The sequence below is a fragment of the Actinomadura mexicana genome (genome assembly GCF_900188105.1).
GTDB lineage: Bacteria > Actinomycetota > Actinomycetes > Streptosporangiales > Streptosporangiaceae > Spirillospora > Spirillospora mexicana.
Genome location: NZ_FZNP01000011.1, coordinates 143,015 through 164,850 on the forward strand (window position 1 = coordinate 143,015; position 21,836 = coordinate 164,850).

The 21,836-nt window shown below is 72.0% G+C and carries 15 protein-coding genes; 11 read left to right on the forward strand and 4 right to left on the reverse strand.

The genetic code is table 11. The annotated features are described in order from the left end of the window. The first annotated feature begins 4 nt into the window (after positions 1–4). From CHC11_RS27145 to CHC11_RS27165, 5 genes are read left to right on the forward strand one after another with little or no spacing between them, the layout of a single operon-like run. Positions 5–1,573: an FAD-dependent oxidoreductase gene (locus CHC11_RS27145; protein WP_089314650.1), complete on the forward strand. Its 1,569-nt coding sequence runs from the start codon at positions 5–7 to the stop codon at positions 1,571–1,573. Beyond that, positions 1,570–1,914: a 4Fe-4S dicluster domain-containing protein gene (locus CHC11_RS27150; RefSeq protein WP_089314651.1), complete on the forward strand. Its 345-nt coding sequence runs from the start codon at positions 1,570–1,572 to the stop codon at positions 1,912–1,914. Before CHC11_RS27145 ends, CHC11_RS27150 begins: the two co-directional genes overlap by 4 nt. A 36-nt stretch (positions 1,915–1,950) precedes the next feature. After that, a complete protein-coding gene (locus CHC11_RS27155; protein ID WP_179279020.1) occupies positions 1,951–2,922 on the forward strand; it encodes an ABC transporter substrate-binding protein in 972 nt (323 codons plus the stop codon). Beyond that, positions 2,895–4,469, forward strand: coding sequence for an FAD-dependent oxidoreductase (locus CHC11_RS27160; RefSeq protein WP_245919833.1), 1,575 nt, complete (start codon positions 2,895–2,897; stop codon positions 4,467–4,469). Before CHC11_RS27155 ends, CHC11_RS27160 begins: the two co-directional genes overlap by 28 nt. Beyond that, positions 4,466–4,810: a 4Fe-4S dicluster domain-containing protein gene (locus CHC11_RS27165; protein WP_089314654.1), complete on the forward strand. Its 345-nt coding sequence runs from the start codon at positions 4,466–4,468 to the stop codon at positions 4,808–4,810. The genes CHC11_RS27160 and CHC11_RS27165 overlap by 4 nt, the downstream gene beginning before the upstream one ends. 95 nt (positions 4,811–4,905) lie before the next feature. On the opposite strand, the gene CHC11_RS27170 is transcribed toward CHC11_RS27165, so the two are convergent. Next, positions 4,906–6,012, reverse strand: coding sequence for an epoxide hydrolase family protein (locus tag CHC11_RS27170; RefSeq protein ID WP_089314655.1), 1,107 nt, complete (start codon positions 6,010–6,012; stop codon positions 4,906–4,908). A 157-nt stretch (positions 6,013–6,169) separates the two neighbouring features. Beyond that, entirely contained in the window at positions 6,170–6,937 is a 768-nt protein-coding gene (locus CHC11_RS27175) for a phosphotransferase (RefSeq protein ID WP_089314775.1), read from the reverse strand. Between the two features lie 241 nt (positions 6,938–7,178). Here CHC11_RS27175 and CHC11_RS27180 point away from each other — a divergent pair, with 241 nt between their 5' ends. Together CHC11_RS27180 and CHC11_RS40595 are read left to right on the forward strand one after the other, a co-directional pair. Next, a complete protein-coding gene (locus tag CHC11_RS27180; RefSeq protein ID WP_089314656.1) occupies positions 7,179–7,643 on the forward strand; it encodes a hypothetical protein in 465 nt (154 codons plus the stop codon). Positions 7,644–7,681: 38 nt separating this feature from the next. Further along, positions 7,682–9,436, forward strand: a complete 1,755-nt coding sequence (locus CHC11_RS40595; protein WP_245919836.1) for a serine/threonine-protein kinase — start codon at positions 7,682–7,684, stop codon at positions 9,434–9,436. A gap of 79 nt (positions 9,437–9,515) precedes the next feature. Here the strand turns inward: CHC11_RS40595 and CHC11_RS27190 are convergent, their stop codons facing one another. Continuing rightward, positions 9,516–14,258 (reverse strand): HEAT repeat domain-containing protein, encoded by a 4,743-nt coding sequence (locus CHC11_RS27190; RefSeq protein ID WP_089314657.1) that lies wholly within the window; start codon positions 14,256–14,258, stop codon positions 9,516–9,518. A 328-nt stretch (positions 14,259–14,586) separates the two neighbouring features. On the opposite strand from CHC11_RS27190, the gene CHC11_RS27195 reads away from it, so the two are divergent. The 3 genes from CHC11_RS27195 to ligA all read left to right on the forward strand — a co-directional run bounded on the left by CHC11_RS27195 (position 14,587) and on the right by ligA (position 19,462). Next, positions 14,587–16,281 (forward strand): serine/threonine-protein kinase, encoded by a 1,695-nt coding sequence (locus CHC11_RS27195; RefSeq protein WP_089314658.1) that lies wholly within the window; start codon positions 14,587–14,589, stop codon positions 16,279–16,281. Positions 16,282–16,422: 141 nt separating this feature from the next. Further along, entirely contained in the window at positions 16,423–17,403 is a 981-nt protein-coding gene (locus CHC11_RS27200; protein ID WP_143227335.1) for a DUF4190 domain-containing protein, read from the forward strand. Between the two features lie 67 nt (positions 17,404–17,470). Further along, entirely contained in the window at positions 17,471–19,462 is a 1,992-nt protein-coding gene (gene ligA / locus CHC11_RS27205) for an NAD-dependent DNA ligase LigA (RefSeq protein WP_089314660.1), read from the forward strand. Between the two features lie 81 nt (positions 19,463–19,543). Here ligA and CHC11_RS27210 read toward each other — a convergent pair whose 3' ends face one another. Beyond that, complete coding sequence (locus CHC11_RS27210; RefSeq protein ID WP_245919838.1) at positions 19,544–19,894, reverse strand: dihydrofolate reductase family protein; 351 nt, start codon at positions 19,892–19,894, stop codon at positions 19,544–19,546. A 453-nt stretch (positions 19,895–20,347) separates the two neighbouring features. On the opposite strand from CHC11_RS27210, the gene CHC11_RS27215 reads away from it, so the two are divergent. After that, positions 20,348–21,781 carry a WGR domain-containing protein gene (locus CHC11_RS27215; protein WP_089314661.1) on the forward strand — a complete coding sequence of 478 codons (1,434 nt, stop codon included), beginning with the start codon at positions 20,348–20,350 and terminating at the stop codon, positions 21,779–21,781. The last annotated feature ends 55 nt before the right edge of the window (positions 21,782–21,836 follow it).

Below are 21,836 nucleotides of genomic sequence, written 5' to 3' on the forward strand. Positions count from 1 at the left end.
CATCATGACCGACCTGACCGCCGATGTGCTCGTCGCGGGCGGCGGCCCCGCCGGCGCCTGGGCCGCGATCAAGGCGGCGGAGGCCGGCGCCGACGTCGTCCTCGCCGACAAGGGCTATCTCGGGACGAGCGGCGCGACGGCGTCGGCGGGTACCGGGGTCTGGTACGTCGAGCCGGAGCCGGAGGCGCGGGAGGCGGCCATGGCCAGCCGCGAAGCCCTCGGCGGCTATCTCGCCGATCGGGGGTGGATGGCCCGCGTCCTCGACCAGACGTACGCGAACATGAACGAACTGGCCGAGGTCTCCAGGTACCCGTTCCCGGAGGACGGGAACGGCCGCCAGATCAGGCGCGGCCTGCAGGGCCCCGAGTACATGCGGCGGATGCGCGTGCGGGTCCGCCGGTCGGGGGTGCGGGTCCTCGACCACAGCCCGGTCACCGAGCTGCTCGCGGACGGCGGCGGGGCCGTCGCCGGCGCCGCCGGGTACCACCTGCGAGAGGACCGGCCGTTCCGGGTCCGGGCGGGCGCCGTCGTGCTCGCCACCGGCGGGTGCGCCTTCCTCAGCAAGGCGCTGGGCTGCGACGTCAACACCGGCGACGGCGCCCTGTTCGCTGCGGAGGCGGGCGCGGAGCTGTCCGGCATGGAGTTCTCCAACGCTTACGCGATCGCCCCGGCCTTCACGTCCGTGACCAAGACGGCGTTCTACTCGTTCGCCACCTTCTACCACGCGGACGGGACGGTGCTGGAAGGGGCGGGCAGCCAGCGGGGACGATCGGTGATCGCCCGGACGCTGCTCAGCGAACCCGTCCTGTGCCGCATCGACCGGGCCACGCCCGAGGACCAGCGGGCGATGCGGCTCGCGCAGGCGAACTTCTTCCTCCCGTTCGACCGGCAGGGGATCGACCCGTTCACGGACCTGTTCCCCGTCACGCTGCTCGCCGAGGGGACCGTCCGCGGCACCGGCGGCATCCGGATCACCGGCGCCGACTGCTCCACCACGGTGCCCGGACTGTACGCGGCGGGGGACGCCTCCACCCGTGAGCTGATCTGCGGCGGCTTCACCGGCGGCGGGAGCCACAACGCCGCGTGGGCGATGTCGTCCGGCACATGGGCCGGGAAGGGCGCCGCCGGGTACGCCGCCGGACTGGGCGCACGAGCCGGAGCGCGGACCGTGCACGCCCTCGGCGGGGCGGGCGTCCGCCCGGAGGGTCCGGCGGCCGGCGGCCACGCCGACTACGTCGCCGCCGTCCAGGCCGAGGTGCTGCCCTACGACAAGAACCTGCTGCGGCACGGCGGACGCCTCACCCCCGCACTGGACGTCCTGGACCGGACGTGGCGGCAACTGCGCGGCACGCTCCGCGAGGAGGGCGCCGGGATCGTCCGGGCGCGGTCGGCCGCCGCGATGACCGCGCACGCCCGCTGGATGTACCGCGCCGCGCTCACCCGCACCGAGACGAGGGGCATGCACAAGCGCCAGGACCTGCCCGACCAGGACCCGGCCCAGCACCGCCGGCTCGTCACCGGCGGCCTCGACGACATCTGGACGCGTCCGGAGGCCGAGGCGGTGGCGTCATGATCGAGATCGTCTCGCGGGAGCGGTGCATCGCCTGCGACAAGTGCGTGGACGTGTGCCCGACGAACGTCTTCGACCGCGGCGCGGACGGCATCCCGGTCATCGCCCGGCAGAGCGACTGCCAGACCTGCTTCATGTGCGAGGCGTACTGCCCGGTCGACGCCCTGTTCGTCGACCCGCGCTCGCACGCGCTTCCCGAACCTCCGGACGAGGCGGCACTCGCCGCGGACGGGTCGCTCGGCGCCTACCGCGCGCAGATCGGCTGGGGGCGCGGACGCACCCCCGGCGCCAGGCTCGCGATCGGCCCGTCGCTGAACCGGACGGGCGCCCCCCTCACCTCCTGATCCCCGACCCGACAGACACCCATGAAAGGCAACAACGTGAGATTCCCCCGAGTTCTGGCCGCCGGCCTCCTCGTCCTCGCCGCGACGGCGTGCGGCTCTTCCGAGGCCGACAGCGGCTCCGGGACGCTCCGCATCGGAGTGATCGGGTCGGGGGTCGGCAACAAGCTGACCCGCGCCGTCGGGTTCCTCGACCAGCGCGGCGAGCTGCTGCCGGCGCTGAAGGCCGCCGGCATCACCAAGATCAAGGTCGCGACGTTCCCGAACGGCCCGGACCTGAACCAGGCCCTCGCCGGCGGCTCCCTCGACATCGGCCAGTACGGGGACACCCCCGCCCTCATCGGCCGGGGGCAGGGCCTGCCGACCCGGCTGCTGTCGCTCAACTCCGTCCGCCTGGACGCCGCGATCGTCGCCAAGAAGGACGGCGGGCCCGCGTCCCTCAAGGACCTGGAGGGCAAGCGGATCGGCGTCCAGACCGGCTCCTACATCCACCGCTACCTGCTCGGCGCGCTGGAGCAGGCGGGGGTGAGGCCGAAGGAGATCATCCACATGTACACGCCGGCGATCATCGCGGCGCTGGAGAAGAACTCGATCGACGCGGGCGGCCTGGTATCCGCCGACCAGGCCGCGCAGGAGAAGAAGGGCTACAAGTCGATCGACATCGCGTCCCGGGACCATCCCGACCTGCTCGGCACGTCCGTGACCGTGGTGACGGAGAAGTACCTGGCAGGGCACAAGGACATCGTCCAGGTGTGGCAGAAGGCCGAGACCAAGGCGGTGCAGGTCGCCAAGGCCGACTGGCCCGGCTACACCGCGTACGTGGCCAGGACCGGCGGGTACGCCGCCGACATCTCGATCAAGACGACGCTGAAGGACCAGCTGCCCGACGAGCCCTTCCCCGCGGAGGGGCTGAAGCTGCTCGAAGGGACCAAGACCTTCCTCGTCCAGCAGACGCTCATCAAGAAGGACTACACGCTCGACTCGTGGCTGGCGCCCGAGGCCAGGCCGTGACCCGGCTGGACACCGACGTCCTCGTCCTCGGCGGCGGGCCCGCCGGGGCGTGGGCGGCGCTCGCCGCGGCCGGCGCCGGGGCCAGGGTCGTCCTCGCGGACAAGGGCTACTGCGGGACCAGCGGTCCGACCGCGTCGGGCGGCAACAACCTCTGGTACGTCCCGCCGGACGCGGAGGCGCGATCCCGGGCGGTCGACGAGCGCTTCGAGCAGAGCGGCCGGCTCGCCGACCGCCGCGTCATGGCGCGCGTCCTCGACGAGACCTACCGCCGTGTCGACGACCTCGCCTCCTTCGGATACCCGTTCCCCGTCGACGAGGACGGTGTCGAGCGGAGGGGCAGCCTCCAGGGGCCCGAGTACATGAAGCGGTTGCGGCGCCGGGTGCACAGATCGGGCGTGACGATCCTCGACCACCATCCCGCGCTGCGGCTGCTCGTGGACGACTGGGGCGTCGCGGCCGGCGCGTCCGGCATCGCCCGCCAGAAGGGCGGCGAGACCTGGACCGTCCGCGCGGGTGCGGTCGTCCTCGCCACCGGCGGCTGCGCGTTCCTTTCCGGCGCGTTCGGCACCAACGTCGACACCGGGGACGGGCACCTGATGGCCGCCGAACTGGGCGCCGAGCTGTCGGGCATGGAGTTCTCCAGCGCCTACGCGTTCTCCCCGGCGCACGGTTCGCACACCAAGGGGCTGATGATGCAGTTCGCGACGTACTACGCCGAAGACGGCTCCCCGATCGACGTGCCCGACCCGCTCGGCGCCAGGATCCGCGTCGCGGAGCGGCTCGCGGCGGGGGAGAAGGTGTACGCGCGTCTGGACAAGGCGCCCCCGCAACTGCACGAGGCGATGCGGCACGCCCAGCCGAACTACTTCCTGCCACTGGACAAGGCCGGGATCGACCCTTTCCGTGACCGGTACGAGCTGCGGATGGTCCTGGAGGGCACGGTCCGCGGGACGGGCGGCCTGCGGGTCGTCGGCGACGACTGCGCGACGACCGTCCCGGGCCTCTACGCCGCCGGTGACGTCGCGACGCGGGAACTGGTGTCCGGCGCCGTCAGCGGGGGCGGTGCCTACAACGGGGCGTGGGCGATCTCGTCGGGGACCTGGGCCGGCCGCGGTGCCGCCGGGTTCGCGGTGGGACGGGCGCGCCCCCACGCCGTCCCGGCCGGACGCGCGGGCCTGCGCCCCGGACGGCTCGACGCGGCGACGGTCGTCCGGTCCGTGCAGGACGAGATGCTGCCGCTCGACCGCAACCTCTTCCGCACACGTGACGGGCTTCGCGACTCCCTGGCCTCCCTCGACGCACTGTGGGAACGGATCACGTCCCAGGGCATCGCGGGAACCGGCCGCGAACGCCTCCGCGCGAGATCGGCCGCCGCGATGACGGCGCACGCCCGGTGGAGCTACCGCGCCGCCCTGGCCCGTCCCGAGTCGCGGGGCATGCACCGGCTGGAGAACCTTCCGCAACTGCCGCGCTACGAGCACCGGCGCCTCGTCGGCGGCCTGGACGAACCGTGGACGGCCGCCGAACCCCAGGAGACGCCGGCATGATCGAGGTGGTGAGCGCGGGCCGCTGCGTGCGGTGCGACGTGTGCGTGAAGGTCTGCCCGACGGACGTGTTCGACCGCGGCCCTGACGGCATCCCGGTCATCGCCCGGCAGAGCGACTGCCAGACGTGCTTCATGTGCGAGGCCCACTGCCCGACGGACGCCCTCTACGTCGCGCCTTTCGCCGGCCCGGCCCCGGCGGGCTCCCCGCACACCGACGAGGGCGCGTTGGCCGACGCGTTCGGCGACTACCGCCGCATCGTCGGCTGGGGCCACGGCCGCACCCCGGGCAGCCGCGCGGACCGCAACCACCTCTTCACCGAACGCCTCCGTTCCTCCCCCTGACCTCCGAGTACGGCCGCCGGTGGGAGGCCGATCGGCCACGGGGCCTCGCCGCTGGGCGCGAATCTCCGGGCCGGAGGTTCGCGGCCGGCGGCGTCTCAGCGGGCGGTGACCGGTCGGTCGTCCTTGGCGAGGGTGAGGAAGAAGTCCCGGACGTCCTCGGCGAACGGCTCCGGCACCTCCATCGCGGCGAAGTGGCCGCCGCGCTCGAACTCCGACCAGTGCCTGATGTCGTACAGCCGCTCGGCCAGCGGCCGCACCGACTGCGTGATGTCGTGCGGGAGGACCGCCACGCCGACGGGCACCCGGCACGGCTCGGTCCGGCGCGGAGCGTCGTGGTGGAGCCGCGCCGAGGAGGCGGCGGTGGCGGTCAGCCAGTACAGCGAGATGTCGGTGAGCATCCGGTCGTCGCTGATCTGCGAGTCAGGGTCCGTCCACTCCGCGAAGCGCTCGGCGATCCAGGCCAGCTGGCCGACCGGCGAGTCGGTGAGCGCGTAGCCGATGGTCTGCGGCGTGAGGGCCTGCAGAGCCTGGAAGGGCGGACGGTTCGCCATCAGCCGTCTGACCTTGTCCAGCCGGGCCTCGTCCGTCTCGGACAGTTCGATGCCGGCGTCGGGGTCCGGCCGGGTCGGCAGGTAGTTGACGTGCACTCCGATCACTTGTTCGGGCGCCACGGCGCCGAGTGCCAACGAGACGCCCGACCCGAAGTCGCCGCCCTGCGCGCCGTAGCGCTCGTATCCGAGGCGGCGCATCAGCTCGGCCCAGGCCCGCGCGATCCGGACGACGTCCCATCCGCGCTCGTGGGTCGGGCCGGAGAAGCCGTAGCCCGGGAGGGACGGGATCACCAGGTGGAAGTCGCGGGACAGCGGCTCGACCACGTCGAGGAACTCCAGGAACGAACCGGGCCAGCCGTGGGTGAGGACCAGCGCGAGCGCGTCCGGCCTCGGCGACCGGACGTGGACGAAGTGGATGTTCTGGCCCTCGATCTCGGTGGTGAAGTGCGGCAGCTCGTTGAGCCCGGCCTCGTGCCCGCGCCAGTCGTAGCCGGTGCGCCAGTACTCGGCCAGTTCCCTGAGCCGCGCCAGCGGGAAGCCGTAGTCCCACCCGGCGTCGGCGACCTCGTTGGGCCAGCGGGTGCGGGAGAGCCGGTCGGCCAGGTCGTCGAGGTCGGCCTGGGGGACATCGATGCGGAACGGCTTGATCATGCTCTGACTCCAGGGATCGCCACTTCATTGGCAAGGCCAACGTTGGTAGTGCCAACTGTACAGGGCATTGTTGGTCCCGCCAACAATGAATGGCGGCCGCCGTGGACGGGAGGCACCGCACGATCGACCGCGAAGCCGAGGTGAGAGGGGACGGTCCCTACGCGCGCCAGAACGAGGCGGGGAGTGCCTCGATCTCGGTCGCGGCCTGCTCCAGCTGTTCGGCGAACGGCCGCAGCGCGGTCTGGCCGGAATCGACCAGGCGGTGGATGATGCCTGCCTGACGGCGGGCCCGGCCGACGACAACGCCGGCGAAGGCCCCGCGGTCGCCGTCGTAGCCGTAACCGTCCAGCAGGAGGTGCAGGCGGCGGGACCTGTCCTCGAACGCCGTGAACCCCTGGAACTCGGCGACGTGCCGTGCCTGCAGCGGCACCCAGGTCAGTGCCAGGTGGGCCAGGTCGAACTCGGGTGAGGACGGTCCGGCAGTGTCCCAGTCGACGAACCCGACCAGACCGTCGCTCTCGGTCCAGACCACGTTGTACGGCGAGGCGTCATGATGGCCGATGACCAACCCGGGCTGCCAGCTCTGCCCTGCGAACCAGGTCGCGTCCGCCCGCGGGACGAAGGTCGCCGTCGCGTCGTGCAGCCGCCGCATCCACGCGGCCGCCTGCCGCAGCGCTCCGTCCGAATGAGGCCACGCCGGCCAGGGGTGGCGCTCACCGATGGTGTCGCCGTGCAGGAACGTCAGGACCTCGCGCCCCCGCTCGTCGTACCCCAGCACCCGGGGCGCGCCTTCGAACCCGACCGCTTCCAGGTGCCGCAGCACCGCGTGCACGGTGGACGTCCAAGGGTTCGCGGGGCGGTGCACGGTGTCATCGATACGGACTCCGCCCACGTGCCTGCCGCCCGGCAGCGGCTGCTCTTCCATGCCGGCTTTGTAACCCGCGGCCCCGGGCCCGCGCATCTGGTTTTCCAGGGTGCGATCTTCCGATGGTCGGCCCGGGTGCCGGGGAGGGCGGGGGCGGCGCGACGAGGGCGGCACGGAGGGAGCGGACGGTAGTACTCTCCGAATTCCAATTATGGTGCGAACATTTCCCCGCCGGGCGGCCGTCAGACAGACGCGTGTTCCTTCAGTGTCCGTCCGTTACCCCCTCTCTCCGGAGCTCCCCGTGACCAAGACGATCGCGATCCGCCTGGCCGTCAGCGGCCTGGTCCTCATCAGCGCCACCGCGTGCGACGGCGACGGCGGGAACGCCGGGGCCGGCTCATCGTCCGCGCCGCCCACCGTGAGCACCCCCTCCGCGAGCGCCACCGGGGCGGCGCCGCCCTCCGCGGCGCCGACCACGAGCGCTGCGCCGACCCCGCGGGCCACGCCCACCGATCCCAAGATCACCAACAGCGGGCAGATCGTGATGATCGATCCGGACGGCAAGCGCTACACGTTCACGACGATGGCGCAGATGGCCGCGGGCATGCGCGCCACCATGGGTGAGAACGCTCCGTCGGGCTTCTGCGAGAAGTCCTACCGGCAGGGCGTGGAGGGAGGCGGCTCGTTCCCGGCGGGACGCGACGCCTTCCTGGCCGCCTGCCGCGAGGGGTGGCGCAAGAGCGAACGCTGGATGCGGCAGCAGTAGCGACCCTACGAGACGCAGCGGAATTCGACGGAGGAAACGTGCGTCACCAGGTGTACGAACCATTGGCCCAGGGCGATCCCGCCGAGATCGGCGGGTACCGCATCCTCGCCCGGCTGGGCGCCGGCGGGATGGGGCGGGTCTACCTCGCCGGCACGCAGAGCGGGCGGAAGCTCGCCATCAAGGTCGTGCGCCCGGAGTTCGCCGACGACCGGGAGTTCCGCCGCCGGTTCGCCCAGGAGGTCACCGCCGCGCAGCGCGTGCAGAACCTCTACACGGCCGCGGTCATCGACGCCGACCCGGACGGCCCGATGCCCTGGCTGGCCACCGTGCACGTCCCCGGCCCCTCCCTCGCCGCGGCGGTCGCGGAGTCGGGGCCGCTGCCGCCGTCGGCGCTGCCCACGCTGGGGGCGGGGGTCGCCGAGGCGCTGCAGAGCATCCACCGGGCCGGGATCGTGCACCGGGACCTCAAGCCGTCCAACGTGCTGCTGGCCGACGACGGCCCGCGGGTCATCGACTTCGGCATCGCCCGCGCCGCCGACGCGACACCGCTCACCCGGACGGGCGGCGTCGTCGGATCGCCCCAGTTCATGGCGCCGGAGCAGGTGCGCGGCGACGCGGCCACCACCGCGGTCGACGTCTTCGCGTTCGGCACGCTGCTCCACTACGCGGCGACGGGGCTCAGCCCCTTCGGGGAGGGCGCCCCGCAGGCGGTCATGTTCCGCATCGTCCAGGAGGCGCCTCGGCTCGACCGGTGCCCCGAGGCGCTGCGGCCGATCATCGAGCGGTGCCTGGACAAGGACCCCGCGAACCGTCCGTCCGACGCCGAACTGCTGGACGAGCTCACCGCCATGCAGTCGTCGCAACCCGTGGTCTGGCCGCCCGAGCCCGTCACCGAACACCTTCGGGCCTACAGGGAGGTACCCGCCCCCACCCGGGCCCTGACCGAGCCGTACACCGGCACGCTGCCTGCCGGCGCGCCGGAACAGCCCCGGTACGGCGCGCCCGAACAGCCCCGGTACGGCGCGCCCGAACAACCTAGGTACGGCGCGCCCGAAGAGTCTCGGTACGGCGCGCCAGAACAACCCCGGTACGGCGCGCCCTCCAGCGTCTCGTACGGCGCGCCCACCCCGCCCCCGCACGGCGCGCCCACCCCGCCTCCGCACGGTGCGTCCACACTGCCCTTCCAGGGTGCGCTCCCTCGTCCCCCGCACGGCATGCCCGCACCGGCCCCGCCGGTTGTGCACGCTCCGCACCCGCGTTCAGGGTGCTCGGGCTGCGCGAAAACCCTGCTGCTGGTGTTCGGCGGCCTCGTCGCGCTGCTCCTCGTCCTCGGGCTCGTCGTCAAGGCCGGCCAGTCGGGCCGCGGCGGGAACGGCACCGGGGAGACGACCGCGTCACCGCGGTCGGGCGGTAAGGGTAAGGGCGGGGCCGCGAAGCCGGCCGGCACGCTCCTGGCCCATTACAGCAGGATTGACATATCCAGCGGCTACTTCGTCGATTTCGCCGACAACCCGAAGCGCCCCCGGAAGGGTGAGGGCGGCGATCTGGAGTTCCTGGCCGGGAACATCCGGGGTGACAGCAAGTTCGGGGCCATCCAACGCGGCCGGCCGGCGACCTACAAGACCTGTCACGACAACACCAAGTACCTGGAGGAAGAGATCTTCCAGCCCAACCGGGGGACGACCTGGTGCATCTACACCGAGTCCGACCTGCTCGGCATCGTCTACATCAAGGCCAAGAACTACGAGTTCATGACCATGGACCTGAAGGTCTGGCAGGGGCCCGCGGACTGACCTCCGCCCCGCCGGCCTGACCGGTGCCTCGGCCTGCGCCGCGCCGCGTGCCCGTCGGCGCGCTGCACCGCGCACCCGGTCACCGTGGTCGGCCCCCGGGTCCCAGGTCAGCGGCCATCGCGGATGTGATCTTCTCGAGCACGGTGGTGTAGAGGTGTCGCCTGTCCGGGCGTGCCCTTCCGGCGGCGTGCTTGAGGGCTGGGATCGCCGGCGCGCCGAGGAGAGCGAGCCCGTCCGAGGCGGCCCTCCGGACGGCGGGGTGGGAGTGCGTGAGCAGGTCGACCAGTGCCGGGACGGCCGGCTTCCACGCCGCGTGGCACAAGGTCTTGACCGCCGAGCGCACGATGTCGGGTTGCCGGTCGTCCAGCAGCAACACGGTCTGCGCCAGATACTCCTCGCGGTTCAGCACCTTGCGGGAGATCCGGTGGGCGTGCAGCCGGACTCTGGCCTCGGGATGGCCGAGCGATTCGGCGAGTAGCTCCTCGAGTTCGTGATCTTGATCAGCCGGTCGGTCCGCGCCGTGTCGGCCCGCGCGGGCGGGGTCGTCGTCGCGATGCTCGGCCAGCAGGGTCAGCGCCCGGCGGATCTGCTCGGGGCCGCCGGTACGGGCCAGGCGGAACAGTTCCGCTCGGGCCGGCCGTTGCTCCGCTGCCGGGACGCGGGTTCGGCTGCGGAGTGCCGAGAGCGCGGCGGAGTCCTGCCGGGCGGCGCTGGGATGGCGCAGCGGCCCGTCCACCAGCACGAGCTTGTCCGCGAGGTCATGACGTCCCTCCTCGCGGAGCCGCCGGTGAGCCCGCGCCAGGGTGGGGGTACGCAGCAACGTGACGCCGGAGATGAGATCGAGCAGGCCCCAGTCTCCAGTTTCGAGGCGGCGGGACAGGGTCTCGGCCAGGACGTCGGGATCCGCCTTGCGCAAGGCTCGTCCGGCCGATGTGTGCAGGGAGGGGCCACCGTTTTCCCACCATGCCGACAACAGGGGGATGAGTCGCTCCAGGTCCTGCGGGTCCAGATGGGCGGCGACGCGGGCGATCCGTTCGCGCACCGCCTCGCCGCCGGATTCGCGGTCACCGGACTGGCGCAGTTCGGTCTCGCTGAGAAGGGGCAGGGCCTGCGCGAGATCCGCGGAGACGGTGAGGCCGACCCGGCCGTCGAGGAAGGCGCGCAGCACCGTGAGCCGGAACTGGGGTTCGGGCCAGCCCAGCATGACGCGGGCCGCGGCCTCCCGTTGATCCCGCGCGGGATCGTCCAGCTGCTCCAGGAGGCGCTCGCGCAGAACCGCCGAACGGGGCTGGTCTCGATCACTGGGATGGGATGCGCGGTCGGTCGACGCGGAACGGCGGGCGTCCTCCGCGATGGTCCACGCCGGCGCGTCGGGCGGCTGCAGCTCGATCATCCAGTCGAGCAGGACGTCGCGCGTCCTGGTGTCGGCGTTGGCGAAGACGCCGATCAGCGCGTTGAGCAGGTCCCGCGAATCGGCCGGGCGACCGGCGGGATCGACGGGCCGGTCCGCGGTGCGGAATCGCCGGAGGGAGTCGGGCGTCCGGGCGGCCGCGGCGAGGGCGTCCCGCCACCGGCGTGCGGCGGGACGCTCGGACGTCTCAGCGCTACCACCCGCGCCGGCTGCGGTGACCGGTCCTGCCGGCCCGAACGCCTCCCGCAACACCTCCTCTTCCGCCAGCCACGGGTTCGCGCCCGCGCGGGCGGCGGCCAGCGCCCGCAGAAGGTCGGCGCGGGTCAGCACTGCGCCGCACCGGCGCAGCAGCACCAGCATGGATCGGCCTCCTGCGGCCTCCGGCGGCAACGCGCGGATGCGCGCGGCGACGTCGAACCTGCTGGTGGAGGGCAGCCGCACGACCGTGTCCTCAAGCAGCGCGAGGAGACGGTCGCGCTGAGCATCACCGACGTCGCCCAGCCCCGCGACCAGCGTCCGTACCGACCGGGCGAAGGCCCCCGTCTCACCGGCCGTCCACGGCGGGGGACAGAGCTTCAACGTGAGCCGCAGGACCTGGCCGCGCTGTTCGGGCCTTTCGGCGGCCAGTTCCAGCCAGCGTTCGAGCATCGGCCGTAGCCGGCCCAGCCGCTCGGCGGTCAGCTCGCCGGGATCCCGATCGCACCTTTCCGCAAGGCGCCGTGCGATCTCGGTGTTCCAGCCGCGGTCCGCCAGGGCGTCGAGTTCGGCGTCCGGCCGGGGGGCCGGGGGTCCTTGACGGCCTGGCGGCGTGATGCCGCGGGCCGCCATCCGGTCCCTCAGTTCCGCGGCCGTACCCGAACCAAGGCGGAGCCGGCCGGCGGCGACGAGTGAGAGAAGGGCCGCCCCGGCCGGCGACCCCTGGTCGGCCAGAGCGCCGACGGCACGGGCGGACAGTGAGCCGTCGAGTCCGGTCAGCAGCAGGGCACGGGTGCGGTCGTCGGCGGCGCGGTCGGCCGCGGCGACGACGGTGGCGGCGTAGGCGTCGCCGAGGATCGTCCGCAACGCCTCGATGAGCGCGTCGCGCAGGCCCGGGTTGTCGTGCCTGCCGAGCCAGAACAGCAGCTTCGGCACGGCCACGGGGGCTCCGGCGTGGATCAGTGCGTTCGCGGCGGTCTTCTTGACGTTCATGTTGGGGTGGTCGAGGCGGGCGGCGATCGCCGCCGCGGCCCAGCACGCGCGCGCGTGCCCGAGCGCGAGCAGTGCTTGGCGTGCGGTCTGCACGTCGGGGGCGGCGGTGAGCGGGATCAGGCTCGCCGACAGTGCCTGCGCGTCCTCGCCGTCGGCGTCGCGGGCGAGTAGCGCGATCGCGTGCTTGCGGACATGGCGGTCACGGTGGCGCAGCAGCGGATGCACCCGTGACCGGACTCCGCGATGGGAAGTCTGCAGGAGCAGGCTGAGCAGGATCATCTGTTCGGCCGCCATCAGCTCAGGGCGGTCCAGCAGATCGAGCGCGACGCCGGCGACGAGCGCGTCGCCGGCCTCCTGCGCGTCCGCCGCGTCCAGAAGACTGCGCGGCCTGATCCTTCCTCTTTCGTGCAGGCGGCCGCCGAGGTCGCGAAGGGCCGCGACGACCTCCTGCGGCACGGTCGGCTCGCCGGCATCTCCGGACGCGCCCGGCGCCCGGGACGCCGCGAGATCGGACACGACCCGCAGCAGGAGATCGGCGATGGTCGGCACGGTGCTGGAGCCGGCGTTGCGCGCCAGCCTGCACAGGGCGGCCACGGGCCTGCCCGGGTCCAGGCCCGTGCGGAGCAGCGCCAGTTCCCGTTCGTCCGGGCCGCCGAGATCGGCGGCGATCCGGCCGGGCAGATCCCGCGGGTCGAGCCGGGCCAGGATCGACCGCCGCCGGTCGGGGTCCTCGGTGAGATGCCACAGCACCTCCAGGGCCCGGTGGAGTACGGGCCGCAGGTGGGACACCACGGCGCCTCCACCGTCCGGTCCGCCCAGGCCCAGTGCGTCCCGCAGCGCTGTGACCGTCAGGGCCCCGCCCACGGCTTCGAGGGTCTCCACCGCCGCCGCAGGTGACCGTGGCAGCGCGGCGATGACGGCTTCCTCGGCGGCCGTGTGGCGCAGGGCGCGGATCGCTCGCAGGAACGGTCGCGGATCCGGCGCGGAGCGCAGCAGGTCGGTCACCTTCTCGCCCACGGGCAGGTCCCCGGCGCCCTGCGCGGCCAGAGCGACCAGGAGGTCCAGCCGCCGCGGCCAGTGCGGATCGTCCGCGGGCGCCCTCATCAGTTCCCGGAGAGTCTCGTGCCGGCACGTGAACAAGATGGTGGCGACCTCGTTCGCAGGCACCGATTGGTCGGCGACGGCCAGGCGCGCGATGGCTGGGACGGCGTCGCCTGCCGGGAAGTGCCCGCGCCGGTGCAGCCCGCGCAGGCACCGGGTGACCGGCCCGGCGAGCAGGAGCGGGTCGGTGGCGGCGAGGCTGACGAGGTCGCCGATGTCGTCCCGGCCCGCGAGGTCTCCGAGCAGCTCCAGCGCCCGTTGTCGGAGCCCCGGGGGCCGGCTTCGGTCGGCGGCCACGTCGCGGAGCACGTCCCGGTGCCCGTGGTGGGCCGCGGTTTCGATCGCCGCGGCGGCGACCGCGGAGGCGGTGCCTTTGGGCCCGGTGCCGAGGAACCGGTACAGGTGCTCTTGCGGGAGCGGATCCATCGCGGCCCAGGGCTCGGACAGCTCACGCAGCGCTGCCGCGGCGACGCCGGCCGCGGCTGCGCTCGTGGCGGGTTCCCCGGCGATCGACCCGGCGAGCCGCACCACGAGCGCCCGGGCTCGTTCCGGTGCCAGCACGCCGGCGCGCACGGCCTCGCGGGTGACCCGCAGGGCCTCCGCCCGCAGCACAGGATCGGGCCGGTCCATCGCCTCCTGGGCGAAGCTCGCGGGTTCGTCCACATCAGCCACGACGATCCTGCGGACGGCCTGGTAGAGCAGTTCGCCCGGGGGCTCGTCCCGCAGGGTCTCCGGCCGGTCGGCGATCTCGGCGCTCAGCCAGCCGATCTGGACCCGGGTCGGCAGCCCCGCCTCGCGCCACTTCGGCCAGGGCCGGGGCCGGACGTGGGCGCGCAGACGGAGATGAAGGTGCGCCAGGGCCAGCGCCGCTTCCGGCGAACCATCGAGCGAGCCCGGCAGCGACTCCGCGAACGCGGCCAGCTCGGAAGGGTCCTCGTCTCGTCTCGCCTCAAGGCGTTCGGCAAGGCCCACGAGGCCCGAGTCCCGCAGGCGCGGGTCCTCGTGCGTGATGAGCAGCCGCAGGACGGCGGGCGAACACCTCGACGGATCAAGGCCGGCTGGAAGCCGGTCCGCATCGGCGCAGCGTACGGCGGTGAGGACCGCATCGTCGTCCGACGTCATGCGCTATCAGCTCCAGCCAGATCACGGAATGGCGTTCAGCGTAGCGAGGTCCCGCGGGGCCCCTTCCCGGCGCCGCCGCCGGGGTGCCGGTCGCTCCACGCCGCATGGGGAGGACGGCCTACGGCGTCCGCGGCGCGGTGACGTCGAAAGCCACCGTCGGACAAAGACCTGCCCTAACGGCTGTGATCAACGAGTGCCGCCGCGCAGAATATGCCACGGCTCAGGCACGTGACCCAGTGATCGCGCGGCGACGCTCCAACTGGACGATCTCCCTAGCCGAGCTCGCTCTCAACAGACGCTGGTGTTCGACGAATCTGGAGCAGGTGAGATGTCCGGCACGGGACTCAGGGTGCTCACGACCGCCGATCCGGCGCGGGTCGGGCCGTACCGGCTGCTGGCACGGCTGGGAGCGGGCGGGATGGGGCAGGTCTACCTGGGCCGGTCCCAGGGCCGGCGGCTGGTGGCGGTCAAGCTCGTCCACCCTCACTTCGCCGACAACGCGGTGTTCCGGCGCCGGTTCACGAAGGAGATAGCGGCGGCGAGCCGCATCACCGGCTTCTACACGGCGCAGGTGATAGACGCCGATGCCGACGCCGACCCGCCGTGGCTGGCCACGGAGTACATCGCCGGGCCCTCGCTGCAGGACGCTGTCGAGGAGAACGGCGCGCTGCCCGAGATCCCGGTGGCGGCGCTCGGTGCGGGGCTCGCCGAAGGGCTGCGGGCGGTCCACGCCCAGAACGTGATCCACCGGGACCTCAAGCCGGGAAACGTGCTGCTGGCCCAGGACGGGCCGCGGATCATCGACTTCGGCATAGCGCGCGCGATGGACGCGCCCACCCAGAGCCTGACCCTGATGGGCACGCCCGGGTACATGTCGCCCGAACAGTATCTGGGTGGTGACCTCGAACCGGCCAGCGACGTCTTCTGCCTGGCCGCCGTGCTGACCTTCGCCGCGACCGGCCGCCATCCCTTCGGAGAGGGACCGGCGGAAGCCCTCGGCTACCGGGTCCGCCATCAGAACCCCGATCTGACGGACGTCCCGGCATCGCTGCGGCCGCTGATCGCGGCCGGTCTGGAGAAGAACCCGGGCGACCGCCCGGCGACAGAAGACTTCCTGGACCGCTGTTCCGCGCTCGTTGCGGACGAGGGCATGGCCCTGCCGGAGACCTTCACCACCATGATCGCCAAACGGGTGGCCCAGACCGAGGTCTTCACGGGGAAGGCCGGCACAGACGACCACGGGGCGCGCCCTCCGCGGGACGAAGGGGAGCGGCCACCCGCGGCCCGGCCTCAGCCGTTGCCGCGACCGGTGCGGAGGAAGCGTCCACCGGCCAGACCGGCCGCCGCGGTCATGGCCGGGGTCGTGGGCGTCGTGCTCGTCGCCCTGCTCATCGCCGTCGTCGGCAACAGAGACTCCGAAGGATCGAACAACGACGACGCCGCGTCGACGTCGGCAGCGAGCCGCTCGACCGGCCGCGCGGGCGACGGAGGCAGTACCCGGCCGAGCCCGACCCCCGACAGGACCTGGAAGGCGTTCGACGACACCTCGGTCAATGACTGTTTGGACGCGTCCGGGGACCCCTGGAACCCAGGCGGGTGGCTCGGGGACATGCCCCGCGCGGTCTCCTGTGGGGAGAGCGACGCCTACCTGAGGGTCACCGGCGTGGGGAAGACGAGCAGTGCGTGCGACTCCAAGCCGCTGGACGGAGAATCGTATTGGGAGTCCCCCACCTACGATGGAGGCAGAATCTACCTCTGCGTAGAACGGCAGTTCCGGGACGGTGAGTGCTTTCTGGGCAAGAAGGGCCGCAAGACGGGCTCGGCGGCCATCAGCGGGTACGGTCTGATGACCTCGTGGAGATGTAACAAGAGCGACCTACCGAGGGAATACTCCTACGTCCTCCAGTACACCGGCTACTACAAGAGCCGGTGCCCGAGAGGCTCAATGACATGGGACTTCCGACAAGGCGTCCTCTGCGCCAGGATCGTTAAGGCGAAAGGGCCTGCGGCCCGAGAGGAGTAACGGAGCAGACGGAGAAGCTGCGGCCGGTGCCCGACGCGGCCGGGCCCGGTGAGCAGGTTCAGGGATCGTGGCTCATCGCGACGATTCGCGATCGCACCGCTCGGCCCCCGGTTTGTGATCTTGTTGCCGTAGCCTCCTCCCGTGACGATTCCACCTGACACTGACGGCGGTTCCGAGTCCGCGGATCCCGCCCGGCCCGCCGCCCGCGCCCGGACGAACCGGCTGGCGGTCATGGCGATCGTCACCGGTGCCATCGGCCTGGTGGTCCTCGCGGTCGGCTTCGCGGTCGCGGCGCTGGTCCAGACGGGTCGGCGCGGCGAGAAGGGACGAGGGCTCGCGGTCGCGGCGCTGATCGTGTCCGGTGTCTGGCTCGCCGCGGCAACGGTTCTGCTGGTCGCCGCCGTGGGCGACGAGGACGGGGACGCCGCGGTGCGTGGGGCGGAGGGGCCGCGGGCTTCGGCGCTGGGGGAGCAGGACTGCTTCACGGACTTCCGGCAGGCGGGCGCGAGGTTCTTCGCGCGGGCCGCCCCATGCACGAGTTCTCACCAGGGAGAGATCGTCGCCAGGCCGGTCCTCCCCATCCTGGATTATCCGGGTGATCGGCGGCTGGCCGCCGAGGGGGAGAAGGCGTGCCGGGTCCAGGCGTCGTCGCTGTACGCCGCCGGTCGTGGCGACGAGTTCACGATGTTCGTCGCCCGTCCGGACGAGAAGGAGTGGGCGAGCGGAGAACGGGCCGTGACGTGCCTCCTCCGCTACACCGGTGGCCCGAAGAACTTCCGGCTGGAGAAGCATTGGAGCCCGCTGTCCTTGCTGGCCGCCGGCGATTGTGTCGGGACCTGGAGCGATACGGGGGAAGTGGACGTCGTCGATTGCACTATGAAGCACGAGGTCCAGGTGGTCGCGAAGCTCACGCTGGAGAATGACAAGGGCCCGGACGAGGAGAAGGTGTACGCCCGCTGCGCCGAGCGTGCACGGAAGACCCTCGGCTCGAAGCCGCCGGCGCATCTGGTTCTTCGACTCGGAGGGCCGAACCAGCGTGAATGGGCGAGCGGGGAGAAGTACGCCCTCTGCCTGGTCGCGGGTAAGGACGGCCTGCTCACCCGCTCGATGATCCCGAAGTGAGGGTTCCAGGGGCGCGGAGGACGCTCGACCGGGAGTGGATGTCGGTGGCGTCGCGTTTAATCGAGGGGTGGACGTTGGAGAGCGCATCGCCGAGCTGGCCGCTCAGGTCAAGAGGCTGAACGATCTGTACTACGGCGCCGGCGACAGCCCGCTGCCGGACGCCGACTACGACGCGTTGAAGGACGAGCTGGCGGCGCTCGTCGCCGAGCACCCGGAGCTCGAACCGGCCGACAGCCCGCTCGGCAAGGTCAACGCGCCGGCGGAGCTGACCGGCCCGACCGTGCGCCATGCGCGCCCGATGCTCTCGCTGGCCAAGGCGACCAGCGAGGAGCAGATCCGCACGTTCTGCGAGCGGTTCGGCGGCCAGGTCTTCCGCGTGTCGGAGAAGCTCGACGGGCTCTCCCTCAGCGTCGTCTACACCGACGGAAGGCTCGACTACGTCGCCACGCGCGGCACCGGCACGGTCGGCGAGCTGGTGACCGAGAAGGTGCGCCACGTCATCCCGGGTCTGCCGACCGAGATCGACGCACCCGGGCGTATCGAGGTCCGCGGCGAGGCGGTGATGCTGCGGTCGGTCTGGACGGCCTACAACGAGGCGCACCCGGACCGGATACTGACCAACCCACGGTCGGGAGCCGCCGGGACGCTGGTGCTGAAGGACCCCGAGGCGGCCGCCGAGGCCAAGCGGGTGCTGCGGTTCTTCGCGTTCGGCGCCGATCGCGGCGGCGACGCCGTGGAGGTCCCGGCGGGGTTCGAGTCGGTCGCCCAGTATGTGGGCGCCGGCGCCGAGGAGGTCATGGACGCGATCCAGGAGATCGCCGACCGCCGCGACGGTCTGGACTACGACATCGACGGCGCGGTCGTCCGGCTGCACGAGCCGGCGGCGTTCGACGCGGCGGGCTTCAACAGCGCCGAGCCGCGCGGAGCGATCGCGTTCAAGTACCCGCCGGAGGAGAAGCTGACGACGCTGCTGGCGGTCCAGTGGCCGGTCGGCAAGATCGGCCGCGTCCCGCCGCGCGCGAAGGTCGCGCCGGTGTTCGTCGGCGGTGTGACGGTGGAGAACATCACCCTGCACAACCCCCGGCTGATCCGCGAGCGCGATCTGCGGATCGGCGACACGGTGGCGGTCGTGCGGCGCGGCGATGTGATCCCGTTCGCGGGCCGCTCGCTGCCGGAGCGGCGCGACGGGAGCGAGGTCGAGATCGTCCCGCCGACGCACTGCCCGTCGTGCGACTCCGAACTGGAGGTCCGCGGCACCGGCGAGGAGCGCTGGTGCGTGAACCTGCAGTGCCCGGCGCAGGCGACGCGCCGCCTCATGCACTGGGCCTCGCGCCAGGCGGCCGACATGGAGGGCGTCGGCGACGTCTGGATCGAGAAGCTCGCCGAGGACGGCGTGCTCAAACGCCGCAGCGACTTCTACGACCTCACGACCGAGCAGCTCCTCGGCTATGAGCGGATGGGCGAGGTCAGCGCCAGGAACATGGTCGACTCGATCGCGTCCTCCAAGAAGGTGGGACTGCGGCGCGCGCTGATCGGGCTGGCGATCCCGATGGCGTCCGAGGGCACGGCCAAGCGCCTGTGCCTGGCCGGCTACGAGCGCATCGAGGACGTCGCCGCGGCGACGGCCGAGGACCTGGTGGCGATCCGCGACATCGGGCCGAAGGCCGCCGAGAGCATCGTGGCCTTCTTCGCCCGCGCGGAGGTCCGGGAGGAGATCACCGCGCTGCGCGAGCGCGGTGTGGACCTCGACGTGCTGGCCGAGGACAGGCCGCTCGACGCGGCGGCCGCGGGCGACTCGCCGCTGAAGGGCAGGTCGGTCGTCATCACCGGCGCGTTCACCGACCCGCGCTCGGGCGCGAAGATCAGCCGACCCGACGTCACGCGCCTGGTGGAGCAGGCGGCCGCGACGACCGCCTCGTCCGTTTCGAGCAACACCGACTACCTGCTCACAGGAGACAACGTCGGGGCCGCCAAGACCGGCAAGGCCGAGAAACTCGGAGTCACCGTCGTCCACCAGGACGAACTGTGGCGCTGGCTGGCCGAAGCCGGCGTCGTCTAACCCCGTCGGGTTCCTCAGCACCACCCCACCGGGGGGAACAGGTGTGCGCGGGTCTGCCGGCGCGAGGGTGGATGGAAGGACTCAGGCATGCAGGGTGGGCCGGTAGATGAGCTCCTGCGTGTGGCCGTCGAGGATCCGGCTCCCGATCAGTACGAGGTCGAAGTCGGCCGCGCCCCCGAAGACCGGGTCCACTCCGGTCTGACCGGTGATCGCAGGGAAGAGCGTCACCTGGACGCGGTCGACCAGACCGGCGGCCATCAGCGCCCGGTTCATCGACAGGCTGCCGTGCGAGCGCAGAGGTACGTCGGACTCCTCCTTGAGCCAGGCGACGACGTCGACGGCGTCGCCGCTCGCGCATGGCGGCCGCGTCCCGCACAGCCTCCTCGGCCAGCCCCATGTCACCCGGCAGCCGCATCCGCCGAGCTCGCTCATGTCCACCGAGAGCACACGGCCGGCGGCCCTCCGAGCGGAGAGGTGCCCGGCGCTCCCGTGACTCGCGAGGGCGCCGGGCCCCTCATCGCCGTTCGGGTGCGCTGGTCATGGAGAAGGCACCTTCCTCGGCCCGCTCCGCGCCGTCGCGTCCTCCCGCATGCCGCCCGCCCTCCGTGCCGGACCCAGGGTGTCCAACACCGTAAGCCGGCCGAAGCGCCACGCGGCAGTCCCCAAGGCGGAAAGAAAGGAAGCCGAGCGCGCTGCTTCACATGACGCATGTGCCCGGCGTTCGCGACAGTACGTGGGCCGGCAACGATTGGGCACCGGCCGAGAGCCTGCGCTCGCCCGCCTTCCTCCTCAGCCGGCTTTCTCGCAGATCTGTCGGACGCTATCTGTACTGTCGGCGACATCCGAGTCAACGGGTTCGCGACATCAGGTGATCGAGAGGCTGGAATGGCGGAGCACCGCACGTACCTTGAGTTGTCCGAAGACAACGCCACCGCTCACAAGTTCTACGAGGTGGTACGTTCCGGCACTCGGGTCACCATTACCTACGGAAGGATCGGTACTTCCGGCCAGACGAAGGTGTCCGACTTCGCGACCGCGGCCAAGGCCGAGGCGGCGGCCGCCAAGAAGATCGCGGAGAAGACCAGGAAGGGCTACGCGCCGGCGGTGCGGGGCGTACGGCGGGCCCGCCCGGTCAGCAGGCGCTCCATGGTCAGCAGCAGGTCGACCGCCCACCAGGCGCCGGTGCTGTGGCGGTTCGCCACCGGCGCCGCCGCGTTCGGCATCTTCGTCGACCAGGACCGGTGCTGGGTCGGCAACCAGAACGGCGACGTGTACACCGTCACCACCCACGGCACCGTTACCGGCCATTACCGGCTGCCCGACGGGGTGAAGTGCATCGTCGCCGACGACTTCTGGATCTACGCCGGCTGCGACGACGGCAGCGTGTACGACATGAGCGGCAAGGTCCCGCACGTGGCCTACGAGATCTCCGCCGATGTCGACATCTACTGGCTGGACATCGACGACGCCATCCTCGGAGTGTCCGACCGCAACGGCCGCGTCACCGCCGTCGACCACGAAGACGAATTCCAATGGTCACGCGACGTCGACGGCGACTCGGCGTGGATGGTGCGCTGCGACGCCGAGAGCAACACCGTCTTTCACGGCCATTCGCGTGGTGTCGCCTGCTATTCGGCGGCCGACGGCAAGCCGATCTGGCAGACGCCGGTCGGCGGCGGCGTGCTGTTCGGCTGGCAGGAGAATCGTTCGGTGTACGCCGCCACCAGCAATGACGACGTCTACCGGCTGGCCAAGGGCAACGGTGAGGTCGAAGCGGTGTACCGCTGCGACGCCGCCGTCTTCTCCTGCGCGGCCTCGCCTGACGGGCGCTATGTGTTCGCCGGCGACAACCACTCCTCCATCTACTGCTTCGACGAGGTCGGCACCCGTCTGTGGAAACTCGGTACGGGTCACGGCTCGGCATATTCGATGCAGTTTTTGGACGAGCGGGTTTACATCGTCACCACCGACGGTTCGCTGGTCTGCATCGACGCCTCCGAGACGGCCATCCATGCTGCCCATCAAGGATCTGTCCCCAAACCCGTTGATGTGAAGGCCGCCGCGTCGCTGCCGACGGCCCAGCCGGTGACGGTGCTCGAAACCACCTCCCAGCCCGGTGACGCCGTCATTCTGGAGTGCTACCAGGATGGTTCCCGGCACCGCGTGCGAGTCATCAGCGAGGGCTACGAGCGGAATTGGAACGTGCAGTTCCCCAAAGAGATCCGCCAACCCGGCGCCCGCTACGCCGTCGAAGGCGTCCGCACCTCCGGTCGGGGCGGCTTCTACCGTGCCTACGGCGAGATCAGGCGCCTCCTCTGACGGGGGCGGTCCTCGGGATCAGGTTCCCGATGGGCGAGGGCCGATTCCGCGTCCC